Origin of the sequence: Streptomyces sp. SudanB5_2050, from assembly GCF_964272335.1 — a bacterium.
Lineage (GTDB): Bacteria > Actinomycetota > Actinomycetes > Streptomycetales > Streptomycetaceae > Streptomyces > Streptomyces rochei.
On sequence record NZ_OZ186760.1, the window covers coordinates 373,919 to 399,591 of the forward strand.

General features: G+C 71.5%; 25 protein-coding genes. 16 read left to right on the top strand and 9 right to left on the bottom strand.

All coding sequences use genetic code 11. The features are described from left to right. Positions 1-98 precede the first annotated feature (98 nt). The 5 genes from ACFZP7_RS01195 to ACFZP7_RS01215 all read right to left on the bottom strand — a co-directional run bounded on the left by ACFZP7_RS01195 (position 99) and on the right by ACFZP7_RS01215 (position 4,154). Positions 99-437: an STAS domain-containing protein gene (locus ACFZP7_RS01195; RefSeq protein WP_385633571.1), complete on the bottom strand. Its 339-nt coding sequence runs from the start codon at positions 435-437 to the stop codon at positions 99-101. Further along, positions 434-1,729 carry a PP2C family protein-serine/threonine phosphatase gene (locus ACFZP7_RS01200; protein WP_385638285.1) on the bottom strand — a complete coding sequence of 432 codons (1,296 nt, stop codon included), beginning with the start codon at positions 1,727-1,729 and terminating at the stop codon, positions 434-436. Before ACFZP7_RS01200 ends, ACFZP7_RS01195 begins: the two co-directional genes overlap by 4 nt. Next, on the bottom strand, positions 1,729-2,532 hold the full coding sequence (locus ACFZP7_RS01205) for an alpha/beta fold hydrolase (RefSeq protein WP_385633572.1): 804 nt from the start codon (positions 2,530-2,532) through the stop codon (positions 1,729-1,731). The genes ACFZP7_RS01200 and ACFZP7_RS01205 overlap by 1 nt, the downstream gene beginning before the upstream one ends. 194 nt (positions 2,533-2,726) lie before the next feature. Further along, the gene (locus ACFZP7_RS01210) at positions 2,727-3,650 is read right to left on the bottom strand and encodes an NADP-dependent oxidoreductase (RefSeq protein ID WP_385633573.1); all 924 of its coding nucleotides are present in this window, start codon (positions 3,648-3,650) and stop codon (positions 2,727-2,729) included. A 108-nt stretch (positions 3,651-3,758) separates the two neighbouring features. Next, complete coding sequence (locus tag ACFZP7_RS01215) at positions 3,759-4,154, bottom strand: MerR family transcriptional regulator (RefSeq protein ID WP_109203787.1); 396 nt, start codon at positions 4,152-4,154, stop codon at positions 3,759-3,761. A 185-nt stretch (positions 4,155-4,339) separates the two neighbouring features. Between ACFZP7_RS01215 and ACFZP7_RS01220 the strand changes: the two genes are divergently transcribed. From ACFZP7_RS01220 to ACFZP7_RS01230, 3 genes are all read left to right on the top strand, one after another. Further along, positions 4,340-7,111 (top strand): AAA family ATPase, encoded by a 2,772-nt coding sequence (locus tag ACFZP7_RS01220; protein WP_385633574.1) that lies wholly within the window; start codon positions 4,340-4,342, stop codon positions 7,109-7,111. Between the two features lie 475 nt (positions 7,112-7,586). Beyond that, positions 7,587-8,501, top strand: coding sequence for an MBL fold metallo-hydrolase (locus ACFZP7_RS01225; protein ID WP_385633575.1), 915 nt, complete (start codon positions 7,587-7,589; stop codon positions 8,499-8,501). A gap of 35 nt (positions 8,502-8,536) precedes the next feature. After that, the gene (locus tag ACFZP7_RS01230; protein WP_385633576.1) at positions 8,537-10,024 is read left to right on the top strand and encodes a carboxylesterase/lipase family protein; all 1,488 of its coding nucleotides are present in this window, start codon (positions 8,537-8,539) and stop codon (positions 10,022-10,024) included. A gap of 13 nt (positions 10,025-10,037) precedes the next feature. Here the strand turns inward: ACFZP7_RS01230 and ACFZP7_RS01235 are convergent, their stop codons facing one another. Beyond that, positions 10,038-10,883: a helix-turn-helix transcriptional regulator gene (locus ACFZP7_RS01235; protein ID WP_385633577.1), complete on the bottom strand. Its 846-nt coding sequence runs from the start codon at positions 10,881-10,883 to the stop codon at positions 10,038-10,040. A 135-nt stretch (positions 10,884-11,018) separates the two neighbouring features. On the opposite strand from ACFZP7_RS01235, the gene ACFZP7_RS01240 reads away from it, so the two are divergent. The 4 genes from ACFZP7_RS01240 (at position 11,019) to ACFZP7_RS01255 (ending at position 14,311) form a co-directional block, all read left to right on the top strand. Continuing rightward, positions 11,019-11,465 (top strand): nuclear transport factor 2 family protein, encoded by a 447-nt coding sequence (locus tag ACFZP7_RS01240; RefSeq protein ID WP_385633578.1) that lies wholly within the window; start codon positions 11,019-11,021, stop codon positions 11,463-11,465. Beyond that, positions 11,462-12,325: an ergot alkaloid biosynthesis protein gene (locus tag ACFZP7_RS01245; protein WP_385633579.1), complete on the top strand. Its 864-nt coding sequence runs from the start codon at positions 11,462-11,464 to the stop codon at positions 12,323-12,325. Before ACFZP7_RS01240 ends, ACFZP7_RS01245 begins: the two co-directional genes overlap by 4 nt. A gap of 81 nt (positions 12,326-12,406) precedes the next feature. Then, entirely contained in the window at positions 12,407-13,222 is an 816-nt protein-coding gene (locus ACFZP7_RS01250; protein WP_385633580.1) for an alpha/beta fold hydrolase, read from the top strand. 201 nt (positions 13,223-13,423) lie between these two features. After that, positions 13,424-14,311: a septum formation family protein gene (locus ACFZP7_RS01255; RefSeq protein WP_029393029.1), complete on the top strand. Its 888-nt coding sequence runs from the start codon at positions 13,424-13,426 to the stop codon at positions 14,309-14,311. Between the two features lie 85 nt (positions 14,312-14,396). Here the strand turns inward: ACFZP7_RS01255 and ACFZP7_RS01260 are convergent, their stop codons facing one another. After that, positions 14,397-14,999 (bottom strand): TetR/AcrR family transcriptional regulator, encoded by a 603-nt coding sequence (locus tag ACFZP7_RS01260; RefSeq protein WP_385633581.1) that lies wholly within the window; start codon positions 14,997-14,999, stop codon positions 14,397-14,399. Between the two features lie 111 nt (positions 15,000-15,110). Between ACFZP7_RS01260 and ACFZP7_RS01265 the strand changes: the two genes are divergently transcribed. Further along, positions 15,111-15,683, top strand: a complete 573-nt coding sequence (locus ACFZP7_RS01265) for a hypothetical protein (RefSeq protein WP_385633582.1) — start codon at positions 15,111-15,113, stop codon at positions 15,681-15,683. A 33-nt stretch (positions 15,684-15,716) separates the two neighbouring features. On the opposite strand, the gene ACFZP7_RS01270 is transcribed toward ACFZP7_RS01265, so the two are convergent. After that, a complete protein-coding gene (locus tag ACFZP7_RS01270) occupies positions 15,717-16,310 on the bottom strand; it encodes a TetR/AcrR family transcriptional regulator (protein WP_385633583.1) in 594 nt (197 codons plus the stop codon). Between the two features lie 99 nt (positions 16,311-16,409). Here ACFZP7_RS01270 and ACFZP7_RS01275 point away from each other — a divergent pair, with 99 nt between their 5' ends. Both ACFZP7_RS01275 and ACFZP7_RS01280 read left to right on the top strand, forming a co-directional pair. Beyond that, positions 16,410-16,835, top strand: a complete 426-nt coding sequence (locus ACFZP7_RS01275; protein ID WP_220670336.1) for a nuclear transport factor 2 family protein — start codon at positions 16,410-16,412, stop codon at positions 16,833-16,835. Beyond that, positions 16,832-17,680: an NAD(P)H-binding protein gene (locus ACFZP7_RS01280; RefSeq protein ID WP_192341858.1), complete on the top strand. Its 849-nt coding sequence runs from the start codon at positions 16,832-16,834 to the stop codon at positions 17,678-17,680. The genes ACFZP7_RS01275 and ACFZP7_RS01280 overlap by 4 nt, the downstream gene beginning before the upstream one ends. 39 nt (positions 17,681-17,719) lie before the next feature. Here ACFZP7_RS01280 and ACFZP7_RS01285 read toward each other — a convergent pair whose 3' ends face one another. Next, positions 17,720-18,487, bottom strand: a complete 768-nt coding sequence (locus ACFZP7_RS01285) for a glucose 1-dehydrogenase (protein ID WP_385633584.1) — start codon at positions 18,485-18,487, stop codon at positions 17,720-17,722. Between the two features lie 218 nt (positions 18,488-18,705). Between ACFZP7_RS01285 and ACFZP7_RS01290 the strand changes: the two genes are divergently transcribed. From ACFZP7_RS01290 to ACFZP7_RS01315, 6 genes are all read left to right on the top strand, one after another. Continuing rightward, the gene (locus ACFZP7_RS01290; RefSeq protein ID WP_385633585.1) at positions 18,706-19,611 is read left to right on the top strand and encodes a helix-turn-helix transcriptional regulator; all 906 of its coding nucleotides are present in this window, start codon (positions 18,706-18,708) and stop codon (positions 19,609-19,611) included. Between the two features lie 134 nt (positions 19,612-19,745). Next, on the top strand, positions 19,746-20,612 hold the full coding sequence (locus tag ACFZP7_RS01295) for a phenylalanine 4-monooxygenase (protein WP_385638288.1): 867 nt from the start codon (positions 19,746-19,748) through the stop codon (positions 20,610-20,612). 206 nt (positions 20,613-20,818) lie between these two features. Further along, positions 20,819-22,618 carry an alkyl/aryl-sulfatase gene (locus ACFZP7_RS01300; RefSeq protein WP_385638291.1) on the top strand — a complete coding sequence of 600 codons (1,800 nt, stop codon included), beginning with the start codon at positions 20,819-20,821 and terminating at the stop codon, positions 22,616-22,618. Between the two features lie 74 nt (positions 22,619-22,692). Further along, positions 22,693-23,187, top strand: coding sequence for a DUF1269 domain-containing protein (locus ACFZP7_RS01305; protein ID WP_385633586.1), 495 nt, complete (start codon positions 22,693-22,695; stop codon positions 23,185-23,187). Between the two features lie 31 nt (positions 23,188-23,218). Continuing rightward, positions 23,219-23,890: a GAP family protein gene (locus tag ACFZP7_RS01310; RefSeq protein ID WP_385633587.1), complete on the top strand. Its 672-nt coding sequence runs from the start codon at positions 23,219-23,221 to the stop codon at positions 23,888-23,890. Between the two features lie 21 nt (positions 23,891-23,911). After that, entirely contained in the window at positions 23,912-25,666 is a 1,755-nt protein-coding gene (locus tag ACFZP7_RS01315) for a SulP family inorganic anion transporter (protein ID WP_385633588.1), read from the top strand. Positions 25,667-25,673 lie beyond the last annotated feature (7 nt).

Below are 25,673 nucleotides of genomic sequence, written 5' to 3' on the forward strand. Positions count from 1 at the left end.
GCCTCCGCGAACGGAGAGGGCTACCTGTCGGTAACTTATGGGGTATGACATAGAACATGCAAGGGGTGTGAGGTCCGGAGATCGCCACCCCTCGCCGGTCAAGGCCGTGTGGCGGCCTCGCTGTCGGGGTGGAGAGCCAGGATCTGGTCGAGCCCGACCATGCGCAGCACGCGCAAGGTGTGGTCGGGGACGGCGGCGAGTGCGATGTCGGCGTCGGCGGCGTGGACGTGGTTGCGGGCGACGATCATGGCGGTGATGCCGCTGGAGTCGCAGAACTCCAGACCGGTCAGATCCAGGACGAGGCGCTGGCCGGGCTGGAGGGTCAGCGCGGTGATCAGTGCGCGGAATTCGCCGGCACTGGTGTAGTCGAGGTCGCCGTTGACCTCCAGGACGGGTCCGGTAAGAGCGTGGCGGATGGTGGTCTGCAGCGGGTTCATGCGGTGGCTTCGGTCCGGGGGGTGAGGGCGGGTGCGCCGAGGGCGAGCAGGGCTGTGTCGTCGTCGAGGCCGTCACCGAGGTCGTCCAGCAGGCCGGTGAGGGCCTGGATCACGTCCTGCGCCGAGCGGTCGGCATGGTCGGCGGCGAAGTCGAGCAGCGCCTCTTCACCGTAGAGGGCGGTGCGGTCGTCGCCGGTACGGGCCTCGGTCAGGCCGTCGGTGTAGAGCAGCAGCGTGTCCCCGGGTTCCAGCACGGTCGTGGCGGCGGTGAAGGTCGCGGTGGGCAGGACGCCGACGAGGAGGCCGCCGGGAGTAGGGAGGTATTCGGTCTTCCCGTTGCCGCGCAGGACGAGTGCCGGAGGGTGCCCGCCCGCGGCCAGATGGACGGTGACCCGTCCCGTGGCGGGGTCGGGGGCCAGGGTGCCGAAGATCGTGGTGCAGTAGCGCGGGTCACCGCCGGTGTAGCGCTCATGGAGCACCTGGTTGAGAGTCGTCAGGGCGAACACGGGGTCGGGGTCGTGCACAGCGGCGGCACGCAGGGTGTAGCGGGTCAGTGAGGTGACCGCGGCGGCTTGGGGACCCTTGCCGCACACATCGCCGAGGAAGAAGGCGAAGCGATCGGCGTCGATGGGGAAGAGATCGTAGAAGTCGCCGCCGAGCCGGTCCGGGGAAGCGGTGCGGTAGTGGGCGGCCGCGTCCAGTCCCGGCACCGAGGGCAGGGTGTCCGGCAGCAGCGACTGCTGCAGCACGGCCAGGGCGTCCTGCAGCCGGGCACGGTCCGCCTCCGCCTCCTTCTGCGCCTGTTCGGCCGCCTTACGGGCTCGCAGGAGTTCTTCCTCGTAGGCGCGGCGGTCGCGGGCGTCGAAGACGGTGGTGCGGATCAGCTGCGGTTCTCCGCCGCCTCCGTGTTTGACGACGGAGGAGACCAGGACCGGTATGCGCCCGCCGCCCGCCTCCTTGATCTCCAGGGCGATGCCGCTCAGCTCGCCCTGCATCCGCAGCAGGGGCGAGAAGTGGGTCTCGTGGTAGAGCTTGCCGCCCACGGTCAGCAGGTCGGTGAACCGCATCCGGCCCACCACAGCGTCCCGCTCCTGGCCGAGCCAGGCCAGCAACGTGCCGTTGATCTTGGCGATGGTGCCGTCCATCAGCGTGGACAGGTATCCACAGGGCGCGTTCTCGTAGAGTTCCTCGACGCTGTCCTCCAGCAACGCGGCGAACGCCGCAGTCGGTCCTTCTTCGTCGTCCTCGTTGTCCGCGTCGTGCGGACCGGGCTCCTGGCCGATGCGGCGCATCACGCCAGACGCGCCAGGAAATCGGTGATCGCTTCGTTGGAGGCCTCGGGTGCGGAAAGGTGCGGGCAGTGCCCGGTCGCGTCGAGTGTCACCAGTGTCGAGCCGGGGATCGCCTGGTGGACGAACGCGCCGACCTCACGTGGGGCGATGACGTCCTGGGTGCAGTCCAGGATCAGCGTCGGCACCGCCACCGCCTTGAGGTCGTCCCGCGAGTCCGACAGGAACGTGGTCCGGGCGAAGACGCGGGCCATGTCGGGGTCGGTGGCACAGAAGCTGTTCTTCAGTTCCTCACCGAGTTCGGGCCTGTCCGCGTTGCCCATGATCACCGGTGCCATCGCCGCCGACCAGCCCAGGTAGTTCGACTCCAGCGACGCCAGGAGTTCGGCGATGTCCTCGGCGGTGAATCCGCCCCGGTAGCCGTCGTCGTCGATGTACCGCGGGGACGGAGCGACCATCACCAGCGCCCTGAGACGCTCCGGCGCCCTACCGACCGCCAGCACGCCGATCATCGCGCTGACCGAATGCCCCACGAACACCGCATCCCGCAGATCGAGCGCCTCGCAGACCTCGACCACGTCCTGCGCGTAACCGTCCAGCGAGGCATAGCGGTCCTCCGAGAACGCGGAAAGGTCGGACCGGCCCGCACCGACGTAGTCGAACAGCACCACCCGGTAGTCCTCGGCCAGCGCGGGCACGGTCAGACGCCACATGTTCTGGTCACAGCCGAAGCCGTGCGCCAGCACCACCGTCGGTCCGGACGGGTTACCGGTGACCGTGACGTTGTTCCTGCTTTCTACATCCATTCCCCCACTCTCTCAGGCTCTGTCCACTCCCCCGGCACGGCTGCGGACGGCCCCCACGCCCCGGCCAGCGGGTCTCACCGTGCGGGGTCACCACGTCACGGAAAACTATTGCCGTGCGGCCCTCTTCGGCGTGAGTCGCGCGGACGGCACCCGCGGCGGTGGACGGTGGACAGTGCCGGACGGCCGGGCACTTCTCATGCCGCGCTGATGACGATCTTTCCCGAGGCGTGACCGTTCTCGACGGCGGCGAGGGCGGCCGGGGCGTCGGAGAGGGGGTGGACCGCGGTGATCACGGGTGCGAGCAGGCCGTCGAGAGCCAGCCGGGCCGACCGCTCCAGGTTCTCGCGGTCGACGCGACGCTCGACGAAACGCCCACCGAGATCGGGCACGGACATGTCACCCACGGCGATGACGTTGCGGGGGTCCCGGGCCAGCGGAGCGACCGTCCGCAGCGAGCTGCCGCCGGCCAGGTCGACGATCCCGTCGAAGCCGTCCGGAACCAGCGCGCGTGCCACGGCGGCGACGTCCTCAGCGGTGTAGTCGACGAACCGCGCCCCGACGGCCTCGGCGTGCTCGCGTTTGGCGGTGCTCCCGGTGCCGATCACCCGCAGCCCGCGCCCGACGGCCAGCCGGGCGACGGCGAGGCCGACCCCGCCCCCGACTCCGTTGACCAGGACCGTGGCACCGGCCGGGAGGCCGAGCTGATCGAGCACGTCCACCGCGGTCGTCCCGGCCACCGGCAGCGTTGCCGCCACGGTCGCGGACAGACCCTCCGGGATGCGCGCGGTGTGCGGCGCGGACAGCACCGTCGTCTCGGCGTAGGTGCCGCCACCGGTGAGTGCGAAGCCGAAGACCGCGTCACCCACCTCGAGCCCGTCGACGTCCTCCCCCAGGGCGAGGACGGTTCCGGCTGCCTCCATGCCCAGCACGCGGGGAAACGGACGCCCGCCGTCGAGCCCGTCGAGCGGACCCGAGCGCAGAAGGTGGTCGAGGGGATTGACGCCGGCGACGTCCACCCGGATCAGCACCTCGCCGCGCCCCGGAACAGGGTCGGGACGATCGAAGTACTCCTGCACCTCGGGCCCGCCGTGCCTGCCGAAACCCCACGCCTTCCCCATCTTTCGCCGCCTCTCGTACAACCGGCCCGGCACTTCCGGGCGTTGTCGCCATCCTCACCTCTGACATTGATGTGAAGGGCAACCGGCTGAGACGCAGATCACACACCCTCAGACCTCTTGCGCCACCGGCTCCCGTGCCGTGGACAGCTCAGCCCGGTGTCGGCTGTTGGCCCTGATCAGCACGTCGAGTGCGTCCCGAGTCTCGATCAGGTGCGCGATCTCGGCGTCGATCCGGTCGCGCTCGCGCATCATCGCCGTGAACGTCTCCTCGGCGACGTCCAGGTCACCCGGGACGTCCACACACGGCAGCACCGTCGCGATCACCCTGCTGGACAGGCCCGCGTCGAGCAGCTGTCGGATGAGTGACACGCGCTGGACCGCGGCATCGGAGTAGTGACGCTGCCCCGCGTCGGAGCGTGAGCTGGTCAGCAGGCCCTGATCTTCGTAGTAGCGCAGTGAGCGCGGGCTCACGCCCGTGCGCTTGGACAACTCGCCTATCCGCATCCTCGAGAGCCTACGCCCGCGTGCTGAGGTACCGGCCGCCGTCGCGTCTTGGCCACTCGCGGACGCCCTCCACCGGCCCAGGCCCCCTCAGCACCGATCACCCACTGCCACGTCCGACGGCCTTCTTGATGCCTCTCGGCATCGAGGCGATCTCGCCTCGTGGAGCATGCGTGGAAAATGGTGGAATGACGCGAGGGAACCAGGGCTCGACACGCGATCGTGAACTGACGATGGTGGGTCGGGAGACCGAGACCGCGGAAATCATGCGGCGCCTCGCCACCGACCGGTGTCACAGCGAGGTGTTGATCCTCGCGGGGGAACCCGGTGCCGGCAAGAGCGTACTGCTCGACTTCGCGGCCGACCGCGCGCGGCGCGAGGGCAGCCGGGTACTGCGAGCGGTCGGCAGCGAGTCCGAGGCACACCTCGGGTTCGCGGGCCTTCATCAGATGCTCCGCTCGGTCCTCGGCGAGCTGGACAGCCTGCCGGCGCGGCAGCACTCCGCGCTCCGGGCGGCCCTGGGTCTGAGCGAATGCACGCAGGCCCCTGACGGCATGCTCGTCGGTCTCGCGGTTCTCACCTTGGTGTCGGAGCTGGCGGAACCGGCGCCGCTGCTCGTGGTGATCGACGATGCCCAGTGGATCGACCGCGCGTCGTTGGACGTTCTCTCCTTCGTGGCCCGGCGCATGGACAGTGAACCCGTCACGCTGCTGCTGGGTGTGCGCGCCGCGGCCGTGCTGCCCGGGTTCGACAAGGGATACGAGCGTCTCGACATCGGTCCGTTGAGCGGTGAGGCAGCGAACCGGTTGCTCGACCGACAGCCGGCCCCGCCCGTCGGGCGCACTCGGGTGCGCGTGCTGCAGGAGGCGGCCGGAAATCCGCTCGCCCTGATCGAACTGGCCCGCGCCGCCGCGACCCGGCAGCCCGACGGCGGCACCGTGGAGGGCCCGCTGCCCGTCACCGACCGATTGGAGCGGATCTTCGCGCAGCACGCGCGGCTCCTGCCGGACGTGACGCGCCGCTCCCTCCTGCTGCTCGCGGCTGCCGATGCGACGGACGCACCGACTGCTCATCGAGGACTCCCCCAGGCCGACGACGAGACGTGGGCGCCTGCGGAGCGGGCCGGTCTCGTACGCCGAGACGGTTCCCGGATCTCGTTTCGCCACCCGCTCATCCGCTCGGCCGTCTACCACGCGGCGTCCTTCGAGGAACGCGGGCACGCGCATCTCGCGCTCGCCGAGTTGCTGAGCGAGGAGCCTGACCGCCGCGCCTGGCACCTCGCCGCCGCGACCACACGTCCCGACGAAGGCGTGTCGGCCGCCCTGCGGCAGACGGCCGACCGGGCCCGCCGTCGGGGCGGTTACGCGGCCGCTGCCGCCGCTCTGGAGCGCGCCGCGGAGCTGAGCCCGAGCCGCGCGGACCAGGCGCGGCTGCTGACCGAGGCCGCCGCCATGGCCGTCTTCACCGGTCAGCTCGACTGGGTGGACCGCCTGGCCGCCGAGGTCCGGGGGCGCAGTGACGATCCGGCGCTGATCAGCAGGACGTCGCTGGCCACCGGACGGCTCATGGCCCTGCGTCGGCACCATGCGGCGGCCTTCGCCCTGCTGACGCGCATCGCCGAGGAGGCCGCGGACACCCGGTCGCCCCGTCTGCTGGAGGCGCTCGCCGCGGCGGCGGTGGTCCGCTACTACTCGGGCGAGGAGTCCCAGCGGCAGCACATCGAGAAGCTGCTCGGCGCTGTGCCGGACGCCACCGTCAGGGACGCCCTGCGCGCCTGGGTGCCGGCCGTCTCCGACCCCTACGGCGAGGGAGCCTCCCTCGTCCCGGCGCTGCCCGGACTGATCGCCGAGGCCAAGGACGACGCCGACAGTCTCACCGCGCTCGCCATCGTGGCGTGGATCCTGGACCAGACCGCTCTGGCTGCCCGGACCTTCGACGAGGCGTTCGACCGGTGGCAGGCCCGTGGCTCGCTCCCGGACGGTCTGGGATGTGCCGTCGGCTGGGCCTATTTGGAGCAGGGCCGGTGGGCCGAGGCCCGTTCGGTGGCCGCCGAGATCTCGGCGGTGGCGTCCGTGGCAGGGCTGGACCACGCCGAGGCGTGTGCGCATGTGCTCGACGCGGCGGTACTCGCGCTGCTCGGCGAGTCGGCCGACGCGCGACGGGGTGCCGAGCGGGCGCTGGTCCTCGTCGACCCGCTGGAGAGCCGCTCCGTCGCGGTCTTCGCCCGCCGGGCCCTGGGCCTGGCGGCAATGGCCGAGGGCGACTACGACACCGCGTACGCGCAGTTCCGGTCCGCCTTCACCGACGACGGCGATCCGGTGCACTACCACGTCTCCTACACCCTCCTGGCCGAGTTGGCCTCGGCGGCCGCCCGCCTGGGCCGGCGGAAGGACGCCGCCGACCTGCTGGAGCGATCGGCGCGACGCCTGGGCACAGGCGTGTCGGCGCGGGTCACCGCACTGCTCGACCGAGGCCGCGCTCTGCTCGCCGAACCGGAGCACGCGGAACGGTACTTCCGGGCCGCGCTGGCGGACGACACGGGCGAGCAGTGGCCGTTCGAGCGGGCACAGACGCGGCTGGACTACGGCGAATGGCTCAGAAGACGACGTCGCATCGCCGAGGCCCGCCCGCAGCTGATCATGGCACTCGACACCTTCCGACGACTCGGCGCGCGGCCCTGGACCGAGCGGGCGCAGGCAGAACTTCGCGCCGCCGGCATCACCGCCGCCGACGGCGTGGTGCCCAGTGCCCTCACCGAACTGAGCCCACAGCAGCAACAGATCGTGCGACTCGCCGCCCGCGGCCTGACGAACCGCGAGATCGGAGAGAGCCTGTTCCTTTCGCCCCGCACGGTCGGCTCCCACCTCTACCGGGTGTTTCCCAAACTGGGCATCACCGCCCGGTCGCAGCTCCGCGATGTGATCGAAGGCCCTCTGTCAGGCACCGGCACCCAGATCTGAGACGGCTGCGTCCGCCGCCGCACCCGTGCCGGCCCGCACGTCGAGGACTGTCCCTAGGCGGGGGCCTCAGCACCCGGGAGCACTCCCCTCACGATTCGTCGGTCGTCTGCGGGAGGGTGGGCGCCGGAGCACTGTCCCCGCGCGGGGACCGCTGCGCCCGGGTGCAGTCACATGACGCATACCGCGCCGCGCCCGGCCGGACGCACCATGGCTGAGCGGGGCCGCCCGCGAACGGACGCGTTCCGGGCGGCCCGCCCGCACGGCGAGGACCCCGCGGTCCGATGCCCGCGACCAGCCTCGGCTGCGGACCGCCCCGAAGCAGCAGACGCCGCGACCCGCAGTCACGGCACCACCTGCGCACGGCCCCGGCAGAGGCGCAGCGCAACGCCCCCTACCCGTCATGAGCAGAGGCTCATCCGTGTCCAGCCCGTGCCAGCGGCCTGCACACGCGACATCGATCGAACCGGAGACCATCGTGGACACCATCACCCTGGGCGACGTCACCGTGACGCGAGTCCGGGAGTACTACGGCCCCGTGGGCATGACGCCCGAGGCGTTCGTCCCGGACAGTCCGGCCCAGGCCTGGGACACGCACCGTTCCTGGCTGGTGCCGGACTTCCTGAACGCCGAGACCCGCGTCGTCAACACCGCGATCCAGACCTGGGTCCTGCGCAGCGAGGGCAGGACCATCCTGGTCGACACCGGCGTCGGCAACCACAAGGACCGGCCGTACGCTCCGGTGTGGAGCCGCCTGGACACCGACTTCCTGGGCAATCTCGCCCGCGCCGGGGTGCGCCCCGAGGACGTCGACATCGTGATCAACACCCACCTGCACATCGACCACGTCGGCTGGAACACCTACCTCGACGGCCGGACCTGGGTACCGACGTTCCCCAACGCCACCTACCTCATGGCGAAGGCCGACTTCGACTACTGGAACCCCGCCAACGAGATCAAGACCCGGCTCGGCCGCGGCAACCAGAACGTCTTCGAGGACAGCGTCGCCCCCGTGCACGAGGCCGGCCTCACCCTGCTGTGGGAGGACGGCCACCGTATCGACTCCCACCTGCGCCTCGACCTCGCTCCCGGCCACACCCCCGGCTCATCGGTGCTGCGGCTGGAGTCCGGCTCCGACCGCGCCCTGTTCGTCGGCGACCTGATGCACAGCCCGATCCAGATCCACGAGCCCGACGCCAACAGCTGCTTCTGCGAGGACCCCGCCGAAGCACGCGCCACCCGCCGCAAGCTCCTGGGCTCGGCGGCCGACAGCAACGCCCTCGTCTTCCCCGCACACCTCGGTGGCCACGGCGCCGCCGAAGTCGTCCGCGCGGGCGGAAGGTTCGCCGTCAAGGGCTGGGCGCCCTTCTCCCCGTACACCGAGCAGGTCTGAGGCCCACGGCAGGAAAGACGAGAAGGACACACGCGATGAACCAGCACCCCTCCCCCGTCGTGACCACCGTGCAGGGCACCGTTCGCGGCCTGCGCCGGGGCCGCACCCTCACCTTCCGGAACATTCCGTACGCCGCCCCGCCCCGCGGCGCCGACCGGTTCGCCCCGCCGCGCCCGCACGAACCGTGGCCGGGCGTACGGGACGCCACCGTGCCGGGACCCACCGCCCCGCAGGCCCAACGCAGGCTCGGCGACATCGACATGACCCCCTACTTCGGCACCGGCTGGATCCGCGGCGAGGACTACCTCACCGTCAACGTCTTCACGCCCGCCACGGGGGGCGGCGACCTGCCGGTCATGGTCTTCGTCCACGGCGGCGGCTTCGTCGCCGGATCGACGCGGGCGACCTTGTACGACGGCTCCGCCTTCGCCCGCGACGACGTCGTCCTCGTCACCCTCAACTACCGGCTCGGCATCGCCGGGTTCCTCGACCTCCCCGGGGCGCCCGCCAACCGCGGTCTGCTCGACGTGGTCGCCGCACTGCGCTGGGTGCGGGAGAACGTCGCCGCTTTCGGCGGCGACCCGCACAACGTCACCCTCTTCGGCCAGTCCGCCGGGGCGACCGTCGTCGGCGGCGTCCTCGCCACCCCCGAGGCCGCCGGGCTGTTCCGCCGCGCGATCGTGCAGAGCGGCAGCGGCCTGGGCGCGTTCACGCCCGAGCAGGCCGCCCGTGTCACCAGGGCCGCGAGCACTGCCCTGGGTGTCGAGCCCTCGGTCGACGCCTTCGCCGGCGTCCCCGACGAGCGGCTCGTCGAGACGGCCGGCACGCTCACGGGCATCGATCTGCGGACCGGGACCCACGGCGATCCGCTGATCGGCCTCAGCCCCTTCAGCCTGGTCCTGGACACCCAGCCCGCCGTGTCCGTCGCCGCCGGCGGCGCCGACGTCGACCTGCTCGTCGGCACCAACACCGAAGAGGGGAACCTCTACCTGGCCCCGGTGGGCAAGTACGCCACCTCGACCGCCGCCGACGTCGAGGAGGCCGCCGCACGCTCGCACCCGGACCCCGCGCGACTCGTCGAGACCTACCGCGCCTCACGCCCCGGGGCGTCCTTCGCCGAACTGCGCTCCGCCATCATGGGCGACGCCCTGTTCGGCGTGGGCAGCCGCGCTCTGGCCGACGCCCATGCCGCCCGTCCGCGGTCCGCTACCTACGCCTACGAGTTCGCCTGGCGCTCACAGGCCCTGGGCGGAGAACTCGGCGCCGCCCACGGGGTCGAACTGCCCTTCGTCTTCGACCTCGCCGACCGGCCCGAACTCAACGGCCCCCACGCCCTGCTCGGCCCCGACCAGGCCCCCGCCGACCTCGCCACCCGCGTCCACGAGACCTGGATCCGGTTCGCCCGGACCGGCGACCCCGGCTGGGACCGGTACGACACCGGCCGCCGCGCCACCATGCGCATCGACACCGAGTGGTCCCAGGTCGACGACCCCCACGGCCGGGAACGGCTGGCCTGGACCTGATCCCGACCGACGGTCACGGTGCCGCGTCGGGAGGGCCAAGCTCGGCCAGTGCGGTGGCGCTCGGGCTGCCGGGGTCCGCGGTGTACAGCACCAGCCGCAGGCTGGTGCCGGGCACGAGCAGGGTCTGACGGTCCAGTTCCAGCTCGCCGAGTTCGGGGTGGTGCAGGCGTTTGCGCAGCGTCGGCCGGAGGTGCACGTCGTGGCTGCGCCAGCCGGCGACGAAGTCCGGGCTGTGCGCGGCGTACTCGTTGACCAGCTCGCCCAGCGCACAGTCCGCCGGGTGGCGGGCGCCGGCCGCGCGCAGGTGGGCGGCCGACTGTCGGGCGAAGTCGCCTTCCGCGCCGACGGGTGCCGAGCAGAGGGTGCCGCCCAGGCGGATGGCGAGGCGCACGGTGTTGCGCTCGTGGGCGGGCACCTGCGCGAAGTCGGTGATCAACGCGGCCGCCGCGGAGTTCCAGGCCACGATGTCCTCCAGGTCGTTCACCACATAGGCGGGGAACGGCCCGAGCCGATGGAGGAGTCGGAGCGCGTCGGCGGGTACCGGCGCCTGATCGGCGTCCGTACTGGGCGGGATCTGCCCGGCCAGCCGTGCCAGGTGCTCACGCTCCATGTCGGTGAGGCGCAGCGCGGTGCCCAGTGCGGACAGCACCTGCGGCGACGGACGCGGGGCGCGGGCCTGCTCCAGTCGCTCGTAGTAGCTTGTGGACACCCCGGCCAGGGCGGCCACCTCTTCCCGCCGCAGCCCGGGGGTGCGCCGGGCGCGCAGGCCGGGTGGGTGGACAGCCGAGGCCGGCATCCGGGACGGGTGCAGCGCCTCCCGTCGACGGCGCAGGAAGTCAGCCAGTTCCGCTCTTCTCACCCCGGCAGGGTGACACAGCGGCCCTCGGCTCAGCCACGCACCAGTAGTCCGGGGCTCACCGGTGCGTTCCACGGCACCGCCCCGCGCGCCCACTCTGGTGCGGTCACCCCTCGTGCAGAACACCGGAGAATCACCGTGTCACCACGCACTCCCGAAGAGACCTTTCGCCGGCTGCTGGAGCTGCTGCTGGCCAAGGACATGGATGCCGTCGCCGATCTGTGGGCGGAGAACGGCACCGCCGAGTTCCCCTTCGCCGAGGGAGCCTCACCGAGACGGCTGACCGGGCGTGAGGCCGTCCGGGACTACCTGGCCGGCTACCCCGACCTGATGGACGTACGGGCGATCCCGACCCTCACCGTGCGCCACACGGACCAGCCGGACACCGTCGTGGTGGAGTTCACCGCGCGCGGTCGCACGGTGGCCACCGATGAGCCGTACCAGTTGGACTACATCACGGTGCTCACCACCCACCAGGGCCTGATCACCCGTTATCGGGACTACTGGAACCCGCTGGCGGCCGCCTCGGCGGCCGGCACGCTCCCCGAACTGCTCGACTCGCTGCGCCCGCGGGCCACCCGATGACCGGCGTGCTGATCACCGGCGGCACCGGGAAGACCGGAAGCGTCCTGGCCGAACTGCTCCGCGGAAGCGGTGTGCCGGTCCGGGTGGCGAGCCGCGTCCCACCGGCCGACGCTCCGGACGCCGTCCGGTTCGACTGGAGCGATCCGGCCACCCATCCGGCCGCGTTGCACGGGATGGACCGGGTCTACCTGGTGCCTCCGGTGGACACCACGGACCCGATGCCGCTGGTCGAACCGTTCTTGGTCGAGGCTGAACGCCTCGGCGTACGCCGAGTGGTGCTCCTCGGCTCCGCCATCGTGCTGCCGGGTGCCGCCGGCGCGCTGGAACTGGCCGCGCGGGTGCGGGCCCGGCCCGGCTGGGTGGTGCTGCGTCCCTCCGGGTTCATGCAGAACTTCCTGGCACCCCACCCGCTAGGCGAGCGGATCAGGCGACGCGGTGAGATCCGCACCGCTGCCGGAAGCGGCCGGGTGGGCTGGATCGACGCTCGCGACATCGCGGCGGTGGCCGCCGTGCTGTTGACCGAACCCGACGGCCACCAGGACGACCGGCGTGACTACCTGCTCACCGGGCCGAAGGCGCTGAACTACCAGGATGCGGCGCAGGCCATCACGCTCCGTACCGGCCGGCCCATCCGGGTCGTGCCCGTCGAGGTCGCCGAGCAGGCGGACGCCTACCGCGCGTCCGGCATGCCGGACGCCTTCGCGACCGCCCTCGCCGCTGTCGACGCCGGCATCCGCACCGGCCGGGACGACCAGGTCAGCACCGCGGTGCTGGACCTGACGGGCCGCCCGCCCCGCACCTTCGCCGAGTTCGTCCAGGACCACGCACTCCACTGGACGGACCCTCGGGACACCCGATGACCGACCGATACCTCTTTGCGCAGCGGGTATCACGGTCGTACTGTGCCGCGACAGCCTCAACCACCCACCCAGGGACGCCCGATGAGCTACGCGACGGTGAATGGAGCGACGCTCCACTACGACGACCACGGACCCGTGACGGGACCGGTGGTCCTCCTGATTCACGGGCACCCTTTCAACCGCACGCTGTGGGTTCCGCAGAGCAGCGCGCTGGCCGCGGCGGGTTACCGGGTCATCGTCCCGGACCTGCGCGGATACGGCGCAAGCGATGTCACCCCCGGAAAGGTGTATCTGTCCGACTTCGCAGACGACCTCATCGGCCTCCTGGACCTGCTCACCGTCGATCAGGCCGTGATCGGTGGCGTCTCGATGGGAGGGCAGATCGCCATGGAAGTGCATCGCCGCTACGCCCACCGGATACGTGCCCTCGTCCTGTCGGACACCTCGGCACTCCCCGAGACACCCGAAGGCAAGACCTGGCGCAACCACCTGGCCGACCGTTTGCTCGCCGAGGGCATGGCCGGTTACGCGGACGACGTCATCGACAAGATGCTGGCCGCCTACAACGTCACCGCGCTGCCGGCCGTCGCCGCACACGTCCTCGGCATGATGCGCGCCACCGACCCCCGTGGTGCCGCGGCCGCCCTGCGGGGCCGCGCCGAACGCCCCGACTACCGTGACACGCTGGCCGCCGCGCGATGCCCCGTGCTGGTCGTCGTCGGCGCCGATGACGTCTACACGCCGGTCGCGGACGCCGAAGCCATCAGCCGCCTCGCCCCGCGTTCCGTACTGAGTGTCATCGACGGCGCCGGGCACCTTCCGGGCGCCGAGCAGCCAGAACGCTTCAACCGCGTCCTGTTGGACTTCCTCCGGACGCAGGCTCCCGACGCGACCTGAAGACCCCGGTCCCCCCGAGCCGTCCCGGACACTCCCCTCACGCCTCCTGAAGGACGGTACAACCCTCGCGGCCCGTCCGGAGTCTGAGAAGCCGTGATGAGGCCAGGGCCTGCCCCGGAGCCACCGGTCCATGACCGGGCACAGAGATGGCATACGATCCGCATGCCCCTCATAAAGATCCAGTAAGAGGATGTACACGTCATGACTGCCCGTGCCCCCTATCGTTCCCTTCGCGGTATATCCGCCGTTGCCGCCCTGCTCGCGATCGGCGCGGTGGGGTGTTCGGACGTCACCGACACCGTCGACAGCGCCAAGGAGGGCGCGAAGAAGGTGGCCCGCCAGCGCTCGGTGTTCTCGCTGGACACCGGTGACTGCTACAACCCCTACGGCAAGGCCGAGGGGACGGCGTACACCGTCGAGGTCGTGCCCTGCGACGAGGCGCACAAGGGCCAGGTCGTCGGCGAGTTCTCGATCGACGAGGGCAAGGAGTACCCCGGCGACGACGGGGTCTCGGCGATCGCGGACACCCGCTGCCCGGTCGAGGCGCAGAAGTACGCCCCGGACACCTGGGCGCTCCCCGAGGGCGCCGAACTCTTCTTCTACACCCCGACCGCGGAGAGCTGGGCAACGGGCGACCGCCTGGTGAGCTGCACCTACACCGCCGAACAGGGCACCCTGAGCGGCACCCTGGACACCGCCAAGTCCCTCAAGCCCGAGCAGCTCACGTACCTCAAGGGGTCGAACGCGGTCTACGAGGCCCTGTGGGCGAACCAGTCCGAGAAGGACACCGTCGAGGCCGACCTGCCCGGTTACAAGGCGCAGGCCAAGGCCGTCGCGGCCGCTCTCCAGGACCACGTCGAGGGCCTGAACGGCATCGACGGCGCCGAGGTCGGGACGCTCCGTTCGACGCTGGCGAAGGCGGCCGGCGACTGGGAGAAGGCCGCGCGCGCCACCGACGCCGACGCGTTCTACGCCGCCTACGACCCGGCGTTCACCGGCATCGACCCGAACAAGTCGGTCGCCGCCCGCAAGGAGCTGGGCCTGGCCACCACCGTCCCGGCCGAGGAGGCCGAGGTCTGGGCGAGCTGACACACCCGCGGGGGGGCGGGCACCGGTCGGCCGGTGCCCGCCCCCTCAGCGTGGGGACGTGCTCCGGCCCGTGTGAAGCGGGGTGTTACGCGCCCGCCGGTCGTGCCGCGACACGCGCCCGCAGGATCCCTTCGACGCCGTCCAGGAACGTCTCGGTGACCAGCCCGGAATCGGAGAGGCACCCGGCGGCCATGGCCCCGTCCCGGAGCATGACGAAGTGCCGTCCCGCCGACTCGGCGGGCTCGTCGCCGACCTGCGCCAGCAGGTCCGTGACCATGTCGAGGAACCACTGCCGGTGTGCGAGCACGGCTCGGTGGATGGGGTGCGCCGGATCGGCGTACTCAGCCGCGGCGTTGAGGAAGGCGCAGCCGCGAAAGCCCTCGGACCGGATCCCTTCGGCGATGGCGCGGCCGACCGCGCGCACCCTCTCGTCCGGGGCGTGAACGTTCTCCTGAGCGGCCGACAGCTGCGCCCTGATGCCTTGGTCGGCCTGCTCGAGGTAGGCGAGAACGAGGTCCTCCTTGCCGGAGAAGTGCCGGTACAGGGTCGCCCGGGTCACCTTCGCCTCCTCGATGATCCGGTCGATGCCCACGGAGTGGATCCCCTCCGCGTAGAAGATCCTGACCGCGGTCCCGAGCAGCCGCGCTCGCGCCTCGGACGCGCCGCCCGCCTTTGCCTTCCGGTTCATGGCTCCCATCCTACAGCGGAGGGAGAACGTTCGGTCTTGACAGGTTGACCGGCACCCCCAACGATAGAAAGAGACCGAACGTTCTCCCTCACCTCGGAAGGCGGATTCGCCATGGACACCGTCGTCAGCCGACCCACCCCCATCGCCCCGGCCACGCCGCCGGCGGCGCTCCGCAAGCTGTATCTGCTGCGTTTCGCCTTCGCCTCCGTCTGGGCGGCCCTGCTGTTCTCGACGGCCGACGAACTGGGCCTGCTCAGCGGGGTGTTGCTGGTGCTCTATCCCCTCTTCGACGCGGCCTGCGCAGTGGTCGACCTACGGTCGTCTCGGGGAGCCGACGGCGTGACCACGAGGCTGTGGGCGAACATCGCGCTCAGCGTTCTCACCGGCATCGCCCTGGCCGTCGCGCTCGCCTCCGGTATCCCGGCCGTCCTGCGGGTGTGGGGAGTCTGGGCCGTCACGGCAGGCATCGCACAGCTCACCGTGGGTCTGGTGCGGCGTCGGATGGGCGGGCAGTGGCCGATGATCGCGAGCGGGACGATCTCCGCGCTCGCCGGCGTGAGCTTCTTCGTCCAGGCCGGCAAGGACGGCGCCACCCTCATGAACCTCGCCGGGTACGCCCTCCTCGGCGGCCTCTTCTTCCTGGCGTCCGCACTGCGCCTCAACTCCACGCACCGGCGGAGCTGAACACAGTCGAGGCCGACCGGCATCCCCCGACGTTCACCCCTCGCGGGGGCTGGAGGCCAGGACGCCGGTAACGAAGTCCGCCAACTGCGCCCGCATCGCTTCCCGCGGAATGTGCTCTTCTCCGGCCAGGTGCTCGACGAGGTCGGCCCGCACGGCGGCGAGCAGGGCGTGGGCGGTGAAGCCGCTGTCGGTCAAGCCGGGGACCTGCTCCAGTACGGCTCGGAGCAGGCCGTGCCACCTCTCGTAGTGCTCCGCCCGGTACGGGCTGCCGCTCCCGCTCTCCTCCAGAGCCAGCGCGAGGCGCCGGTTGTCGAGCTTGAAGCACAGGACGGCATCGAGCAGGGCGGGCACGCGATCCCGCGGTGGGGTCGCGGGCCCCAGGGGCGGTGGGCCGGCCTCGACGGCCTGCCTGATCGGATCCATCCGCGCCTCGTACAGCGCGCGGAGCAGCCCGGCACGATCGCCGAAGGCCCGGAAGAGCGTGCCCTTGCCCACGCCGGCCGCCGCCGCGACGTCGGCCATGGTGACGTCCTCGGGACTCTCGCGGCGGGCGAAGAGGGCGTCGGCAGCCGCGAGCACGGCCTCCCGGTTGCGGGCCGCGTCCTTACGAGGCTTGCGCTCAGGCATGCCGTTCCTCCATTGCTGCTCCTCCGTTTACAAAGCGGACCTGCGGTCCGTATTGTTGAAGCGGACCCAGGGTCCGCATTCTAGAGCTGGAGGATACCCATGTCCGCACCTACTTCTCCGACGGATCTGTACCGCCACAGCCTGCACCTGCTGCTCGACAAGGACATCGACGCGTGGGTCGCCCTGTGGGCCGAGGACGGCCTCATGGAGTTCCCGTTCGCTCCCGACGGCTGGCCCCGGCGTCTGGAGGGCAAGGAGGCCATCGCCGCCTACATGCGCCACTACCCCGACCACATCGACCTGCACGACTTCCCCGACCTGCGGATCCACGAGACCACCGATCCGCGGACCATCGTGGTCGAGATGCGCGGCGTCGGCCGTCTGGTGGAGAGCGACGCTCCCTTCGACATGACCTACATCGCCGTCGTGACCGTTCACGACGGCCACATCACCTCCTACCGCGACTACTGGAACCCCCTCGGCGTCCAGCAGCCCGGCGCCGACTTCACCGGGAGCAGCCGATGAGCACCACGGGCACCACACTGGTCATCGGCGCCACCGGCACCACCGGAAGCCGTACCGTCGCACAGCTGACGGCCGCGGGACACCGCGTCAAAGCCGCCGGCCGCCGGGCCACCCCGGTCGCCGACGCCGAGCCGGTCCGCTTCGACTGGTACTCCCCCGCCACCCACGCGGCCGCCCTCGACGGCGTCGACCGCGTCTACCTCGTCCCGCCGCTGGGCGACTCCGACCCCGCGGCGACCATGCTGCCGTTCCTCCGGCAGGCCCGCACGGCCGGCGTGCACCGCGCGGTGCTGCTGAGCTCCTCGGCCATCCCCGAGGGCGGCCCGGCGGTGGGGACGGTGCACCGAGCCCTGCCCGGACTCTTCCCGCAGTGGGCGGTACTGCGGCCCTCGTGGTTCATGCAGAACTTCACCGGTACGCACGCGCACGCGCGCAGCATCCGCGACGAGGGCAGCATCTGGACCGCCACCGAAAGCGGCCGGGTCGGGTTCATCGACGCCGAGGACATCGCGGCCGTCGCCGTCCGCGCTCTGACCGACGAGCAAGCCCCCAACACCGATCTCCTCCTCACCGGTCCAGAGGCACTCGGCTACGACGACATCGCCGCGATCGTCACCGAGGTCACCGGGCGGCCCGTCGTCCACCGCCGTCTGTCCTACGAGCAGATGCGTGACCGCCTCACGGCGCAGGTGCCCGTGGAGTTCGCCGCATTGCTGGCCGGCATGGACCGCGCCATCGCCGCGGGGGCGGAGGACCGCATCACCGACACCGTCCTCCGTCTCACGGGTCGGCCCCCGCGCACCTTCCGCGCCCTCCTCGAGAGCGAGACGCGAAGCGGCAGCTGACGTTCCGGGACGATCAGCAGTTCTGGTCCGAGACCCGGTTCAGTGGGTGGTGTAGCCGCCGTCGACGGGCAGAGCGACGCCGACCACGAAGCCGGCGCCGGGGCTGCACAGCCACAGGGCCGCGGCGGCGACTTCCTCCGCCCGGCCGAGGCGCCCGATGGGCTGATCGCTCATGATCGCGGCCATGGCCTCGGCCTGTCCCTCAAGCATGTCGGCGACCATCGGGGTCTCGATCACACCCGGGCAGACGGCGTTGATGCGGATGCCCCGGGGCGCGTATTCCACCGCGGCACTCTTGGTCAGTCCGATCACGCCGTGCTTGGAAGCGTGGTAGGCGGCACGCTCGGGCAGTCCGACCAGCCCACCGAGGGAGGAGCAGTTGACGATCGCGCCGGAGCCCTGGATCCGCATCTGCCGCAGCTCGTGCTTCTGGGCGGCCCACACGCCGCGCAGGTTGACGGCGTTGACGCGGTCGAAGTCCTCGGCCGTCTCGTCGGCGGCGTCCGAGGGCGGGACCTGGATGCCGGCGTTGTTGAACGCCATGTCGAGGCGGCCGTAGGTGTCCACCGCGCTCTGGACCATGGCGGCGGCCTGGTCCTCGTCGGTGACGTCGCACGCCACGCCGATGGCCCGGCGTCCGGCGTCGGTGAGTTCCTTCGCCGCGTTCTCGACGGCGTCCTGGTCGACGTCGGCCAGGACGACGGCGGCGCCGGCCTGGGCGAAGGCGCGGGCGGCGGCCAGTCCCATGCCGGAGGCCGCGCCGGTGACCAGGGCGACCTGGCCTTCGAAGTCGTACTGCGGGTTCATGCTCAGGGCTCCGATCTCTGTGGCCGGCGGGCCCGGCGACGGCACACCGTCTCGTGCCGGGGCCCTGACCGGATGGTGTGTTCCACCGGACGGGGGGGGCAGCCGTCTGCTGGCCCGCCGTCCAGGAAACGGCAGGTCACGCGCGTGCGGAAGGACCCGCTGTTACGTGTACCGGCAGGGCACCCCTCACGCGCCGCGACCGTCGTAGCCTCGAAGACATGGACAACCGAAGCGAGGTCCGCGAGTTCCTCACCAGCCGCCGCGCGAAGATCACCCCGCAGCAGGCAGGCCTGCCGGTCGCCGGGCACCGGCGGGTCAAGGGGCTGCGCCGCGAGGAGGTCGCGATGCTCGCCGGGGTGAGCGCGGAGTACTACGCCCGTATGGAACGCGGAAATCTCTCCGGCACCTCTGAGGCCGTCCTGGACTCGCTGTCCCGCGCGCTGCGGCTCGACGCATCCGAGCGTGCCCATCTCATGGACCTGGCCAGGACAGCCAGCACCACCCGCGGCCCCGCCCGCCGCCACGGCACGACGCGACCCGTGCGGCCCGCCCTGCAGCAGCTGCTCGACGCGATGACCGACGCTCCCGCCTTCATCCGCAACGGCCGCCTGGACATCCTCGCGACCAACCGTCTCGGCAAGGCCCTGTACTGGCCGCTGTTCCAGGACCCCGCCCGGCCGGTCAACATGGCCCGTTATCAGTTCCTCGACCCCGGTGCCGAGCAGTACATGACCGAACTGGACCACCAGAGGGCCGCGGCCGCCGCCCTTCTGCGCACAGAGGCGGGACGAGACCCGTACAACCGCGACCTCAGTGATCTGATCGGCGAGCTTTCCACCCGCAGCGAGGACTTCCGATCGCTGTGGGCGGCACACGACGTGCGCCTGCACCACACCGGCCTCAAGCGCTTCCGCCACCCCGCGGTCGGCGACCTCACCCTCGCCTTCGAAGCCCTGCCGGTACCGACCGACCCGGGTCTGACCCTCACCGCCATGAGCGCCGAACCCGGCACCTCATCGGCTGACGGCCTCACCCTGCTCGCCAGTTGGGCAGCCACACTCGACGGCAGCCGGCGGCCGGACGGCGAACCCGGCAACGACCGAAGCCCCTCACATAGGCCCTGAGTCCGGGCCCGCGAGAAGGTGGGCGGGCAGGACGGCCGGGCGATCCGATCGGGTCGTGGAAGACACGCCGCCAGGGCAGGCGTGTCCGGGTGCTCCGGCTGCGCGCCGGCCGAAACAATCGGTTCGTGAAAGACATGCACGTGCGTACTCCGATCACGGCCGACGGCCGACTCGACGCCGCCTGCAAGCACCCCGGCCTCAGCGACCCCCGCTACCTGCGACGGCGTCGGGCCATCGCCTCGCTGGCCCGCGGACACCGGGTCGGTGACCCTTCGCCTCCAGTGGAGTACACCGAGGCCGAGCAGCGGACCTGGCGGACCGTCCACCGGCGACTCTGGGACGCCCAGCGTGAGCATGCCTGCGCCGCCGCTCTCGACGCTCGCGAACAGGCGCCCGTTCCGGCGGACCACATCCCGCAGCATGCCGAGGTCGGCCTGCACCTGCGGAGGCTGACGGGCTTCGACTTCACTCTCGCGGGCGGCGTGGTCGCCAACAAGCGGTTCCTGGGGGCGATGGCCGACGGCTACTTCCACGCCGTGCAGTTCGTCCGCCACCCGGACGTCCCGATGTTCACCCCCGAGCCGGACATCATCCATGACGTCTTCGGTCACGGGATCCACCTGGCCTCGCCGGCCTTCGCCGACGTCTACCGGATGATCGGGGACGCGGCGCAGCGCGTCCGGAGCGGGGACGTCCTCCAGATGATCAGCGACGTGTACTGGTTCACCCTGGAGTACGGCATCCTCGACGAGGGAGGGACGCCCAAGGCGTACGGGGCGGCTCTCCTCTCCTCGTCCGCGGAGATCTGCCGCCTGCGGCAGGCTCGGATCCGTCCGCTGGACATCCGCGCGATGCTGGCCACCGCGTACGACATCTCCGGGTACCAGCCAGTGCTCTTCAGCGCCCGCAGCCTGACCGAGGTCTCCGACACGCTGGGCGGCTTCCTGGCTGCGCTCGACGACGAGAGCGCGCCGCGCTTCGGACGGGTCGCGGAGCCCTGAGACGCCCCGGACCGGCCGGCAGCGCCTACCTCACGACTGAGGGCCTGGCCCTGGGGCGCTCACGCCGCCGAACGGCTCACTACGGCAGGCCGAGTCCCACCGTCGTACCGAGGATGGGGAAACGAAGGTGGCGGTGCTCGCCCTGGTGCCGTCCGCGCGTCCAGGAGGCCCACGTGAGCGTTCCCGACCGGCCGACCGCTCCCGAGATGCCCGACTTCGGGGACCGTACGGACTTCGAGGACGCCGACCGCGGACTGGTCGCACCGCCGGCGGCGCCGACGGTGACCGGTGCGGACGGTCGGGTGGTCTGGGACTTCCGGGCCACCGCCTTCCTCGACGGCGACTGTCCGGCGACGGCGAACGCGAGTCTGTGGCGCCAGTCCCAGCTGTGCGCCCGCGCCGGGCTGTACGAGGTGACCGACGGGGTCTACCAGGTGCGCGGCTTCGACCTGTCCAACATGTCGCTGATCGAGGGCGAGCGCGGCGTCGTCGTGGTCGACCCACTGGTCTCGGCGGAGTGCGCGCGCGAGGCACTGGCGCTGTACCGCGCGCACCGGGGGGAACGGCCGGTCACGGCGATCGTGTTCACGCATTCGCACATCGACCATTTCGGCGGGACCCTCGGTGTCGTGGACGAGGGCGCGGACGTACCGATCGTCGCGCCCGAGGGGCTGATGGAGCACGCGGTCGCGGAGAACGTGTACGCGGGGACGGCCATGCTGCGACGCGGCGTCTACCACACCGGCGGCGACCTGCCGCCGGGTCCGCAGGGCCTGATCGGGGTGGGGCTGGGTTTCACCGCGTCGCACGGGCTGCCGAGTCTGCTGCCGCCGACGCTGGAGATCACCCGGACCGGGCAGGAGGAACGGCTGGACGGCGTGCTCTTCCGCTTCCAGCTGACGCCGGACACCGAGGCTCCCTCGGAGATGAACTTCCACCTCCCGGAGCGGCGTGCCCTGTGCATGGCCGAGAACGCCACCCACAACCTCCACAACATCCTGACCCTGCGCGGCGCGGTGGTCCGCGACGCCCGGGTCTGGTCGCGCTACCTCACCGAGGCGATCCAGCTCTTCGGCGACGACTCCGACGTCCTGTTCGCCTCGCACCACTGGCCGACCTGGGGCGCCGACCGGATCGAGCGGTTCCTGTCCGAGCAGCGCGACCTCTACGCCTACCTGCACGACCAGACCCTGCGGCTGACCAACCAGGGCCACACCGGCACGGAGATCGCGGAGATCCTCGAACTGCCGCCCGTGCTCGCGCGGGCGTGGCACGCGCGCGGCTACTACGGGTCGGTCAGCCACAACGTCAAGGCGATCTACCAGCGGTACATGGGCTGGTACGACGGCCACCCGGCCTCGTTGTGGGAGCACCCGCCGACCGCGAGCGCGCAGCGGTACGTCGACTGCATGGGGGGCCTGGACGCGGTGGTGGCCAAGGCCCGCTCGTACGCCGACGAAGGCGACCTGCGCTTCGCCGCCCAGCTCCTCAAGCACGCCACCTTCGCCGCGCCGGACAGCACCGAGGCCAAAGAGCTGCTGGCGCAGGTCTTCGAGCGCCTCGGGTACGGCGCCGAGTGCGGGACATGGCGCAACAACTACCTCACAGCCGCACAGGAGCTGCGCGAAGGGGTGAAGCAGGTCCCGATCGCCGCCGGCAGCATGGCGTCGGCGCTCACCGTGGACCAGATCCTCGACTCGCTCGCCATCCGCGTCAACGGGCCCAAGGCGTGGGAGCACGCCGTCTCCACCCACTGGCACTTCACCGACCTCGGTGAGCGCCACCAGGTGATCCTGCGCAACGGCGTCCTCGTCCATTACCCCACCGAGCGCCCCGACGAGCGCACCGACCTGACACTCACCTTGACCAAGCCCGGACTGGCAGACCTGCTGGCGGGGCCGACGGACCTCGACGGCATCGAGCACACCGGCGACCCGACCGCGCTCCGGACGCTGCTGTCGGTTCTGGACGAGCCCGACCCCAACTTCCCCATCGTCACCCCCTGACCCCCGAGCGCCGCACCGTCCTCACCGTGCGTCCGCCGGCACCCTCCCGCCCATCACCGCTCCAGGAGACAGACGTGGCCACGCTGACTGCATGGAAGTTCGACACCCCCGAAGGCGCCGAAGCGGTCGAGAGCACCCTGCTCGACCTGCAGAAGCAAGAACTGATCAAGGTCCTGGACGCGGCGGTCGTGAGCTGGCCGTCAGAGGCGAACAAGCCGAGGACGAAGCAGCTCAACGACCTCACCGGCGCCGGAGCCCTCTCCGGAACCTTCTGGGGCATGCTGTTCGGACTGATCTTCTTCATGCCGCTGCTCGGAGCGGCCGTCGGCGCCGCGGCCGGCGCGCTGGGCGGCAGAATGGCCGACGTCGGCATCGACGACGACTTCATCGAGTCGGTCAAGGCGCAGGTCAAGCCGGGCACCTCGGCGCTGTTCCTGCTGTCGCGGGACGCGGTCGTGGACAGGGTGAAGGAGGCATTCCCGTCCGGGCACACCGAGCTGATCCACTCGAACCTGGACCGGGAGAAGGAAGCCCGGCTGCGCGAGGTTTTCTCCCACGAGGACCACTGACCCCCACGACGCCCGAGCGGGGAGACAGCCCATGGGTGACGCCGTCGGACAGATGCTGGCCTCTGCGGTCGGCATCGCCATCAGCCCGATCCCGCTGATCGCCGTCGTGCTGATGCTGGCCACCCCACGCGGCCGGGCCAACGGCACGGCGTTCGCCCTCAGCTGGATCGGGTGCCTCGCCGTCGTGGTGACGGCGGTCGTCCTCCTCAGCTCGGGCGCGGACGCCTCCGACGGCGACGCACCGGCCGACTGGACGCTGTGGGTGAAGCTCGTGCTCGGTGTGCTGTTCCTGCTGCTCGGCGCCAAGCAGTGGAAAGGGCGACCCGTCGAGGGCCACCAGGCGGAGCAGCCGGGCTGGATGAAGGCGATCGACCGGTTCACGCCCCGCAAGGCGGGCGGGCTGGCCGCCCTGCTCTCGGTCGCCAACCCGAAGAACCTCGTCCTGGCGGTCGGCGGCGCCGTCTCCATCGCGGGCAGTGGCGCCTCGGCGGGCGGCAAGACCGTAGCGGTGGTACTGATGGTGCTCCTCGGCTCTCTGTGCGCGCTGGCACCGCTCGCCGTCTACCTCGTCGGCGGCGCCAGGTCCGACGCGGTACTGGGCGGGTGGAAGGCGTGGATGGCCCGGCACAACGCCGCCATCATGACCACACTGCTCCTCGTCCTCGGCGCCAAGTACATCGGCGACGCGGTCGGCGGCCTGTGACATCGACCCCTGGCAGACGACATGAAGGACACAGCGGTGATGGGCCGGCTGCGTGGCTACCGCCTGTCCGGGCTGCGCGGCGACGGCCTCGGCGCGCTGACGGCATGGGCGCTGATCGTGCCCGAGTGCGTGGCCTACGCGCAGATCGCCGGCGTACCGCCGCAGAACGCCTTCTACGCCGCGCCCGTCGCCCTCCTCGTCTACGCGCTGCTCGGCCGCTCGAACTTCCTGGTCGTCGGCGCCACCTCGGCCGCCTCCGTACTGTCCGCCTCCGCCATCGCCGGCGTCGGCTCCCCCGCGGACGCGGTGGGTCTGTCGGCGGCCGTCGCGGTCGTCTCGGGCGCGGTCCTGGTCGCGGCCGGGCTCGCGCGGCTCGGCTTCGTCACCAACTTCCTCGCGGAACCCGCGCTGGTCGGCTTCCTGTTCGGCATGGCCCTGACGATCATCGTCCGTCAGCTGTCCAAACTCACCGGCGCCGACGGCGGCGACGGCGACTTCTTCGAGCGGCTCCGGGCGCTCCTTCGGCACGTCCCCGACTGGTCGCTCGCCACCCTCGCGGTGGGGCTGACGGCGCTGGGCGTGCTGCTCCTGCTGGAGCGGTTCCTGCCCCGCCTGCCCGCCGCGCTGCTGGTCCTGGTGCTGGGCCTCGCGGTGTCCGCCGGCGCCGGGCTGGAGAAGCACGGGGTGGAGGTCGTCGGGAAGATCCCGTCGGCGGTTCCCGTACCGCGCCTGCCGGGCATCCCCGCCGCCGACTGGCTCGCGCTCGCCGGAGGGGCCCTGGGCGTCGCCCTCGTCGTGTTCGCCGAGGCGTACAGCATCGCCGGCCGGTTCGCCCGCGAGCACGGCCAGGAGGTCGACGCCGACCGGGAGATGATCGCCGTGGGGGCCGCGAACGTCGCCGTCGGCCTCGTACGCGGTTTCGTCGTCTCCGGCAGCGCCTCGCGGTCCGCCGCCGCGGTCGGCGCGGGCGGACGTACGCCCATGGTCTCGCTGATCGCGGCCGCGCTCATCCTGCTGACCGGAGCGTTCCTGACTCCGCTGTTCACCGATCTGCCCGAGGCGGTCCTGGGCGCCATCGTGATCGTGGCGGTGCGCGGCTTCCTGCGGGTGGGGGAACTGCGACGGTACGCACGCCTGGACCGGAGCAGTCTGTGGGTCGCGCTGACCGCTCTCCTCGGCGTCCTCCTCTTCGACCTGCTGCCCGGCCTGCTGCTGGCGGTGGCTCTCTCCCTCGTACTGTTCATCGCCGCCGCCAGCCGCCGTCACGTGGCCGTCCTGGGCCGGCTGCCGGGCAGTGGCGCCCGCGACGGCCGGCCCGGGGACGGGCGCGTTCTCCTGTACGGCGACACCGACATGCACGCCGACGCCGAACCCGTCCCCGGTGTGCTCGTCGTGCGTCCCGACGGCAGCCTCTTCTTCGGCAACATCAGCCGGGTGCGGCTCGCCGTCCGCGACCAGGTCCGGGCCGCCGATCCCCCGCCCCACACCGTCGTACTCGACCTGGGCGACAGCTACCACCTCGGCGTACCGGTCCTCGACACCCTCGACGAACTCCGCGACGAACTCCACCGCCACGGCGTCGCCCTGTGCCTCGCCCACGTCCGCGCCCGCGCCGCCACCGACCTCGCTCGCCACCCACTCGCCACCCGGCTCGGGCGGCACGCCCTCCACCCGACCGTGGACGACGCGGTGCGAGCTGCTACGGGTGTCCCCCAGGAAGGTTCCCGTCCCCCCGCCACACCCACCCGCAACAGTGATGAGACACCGCCCTCATAGCCCCTGG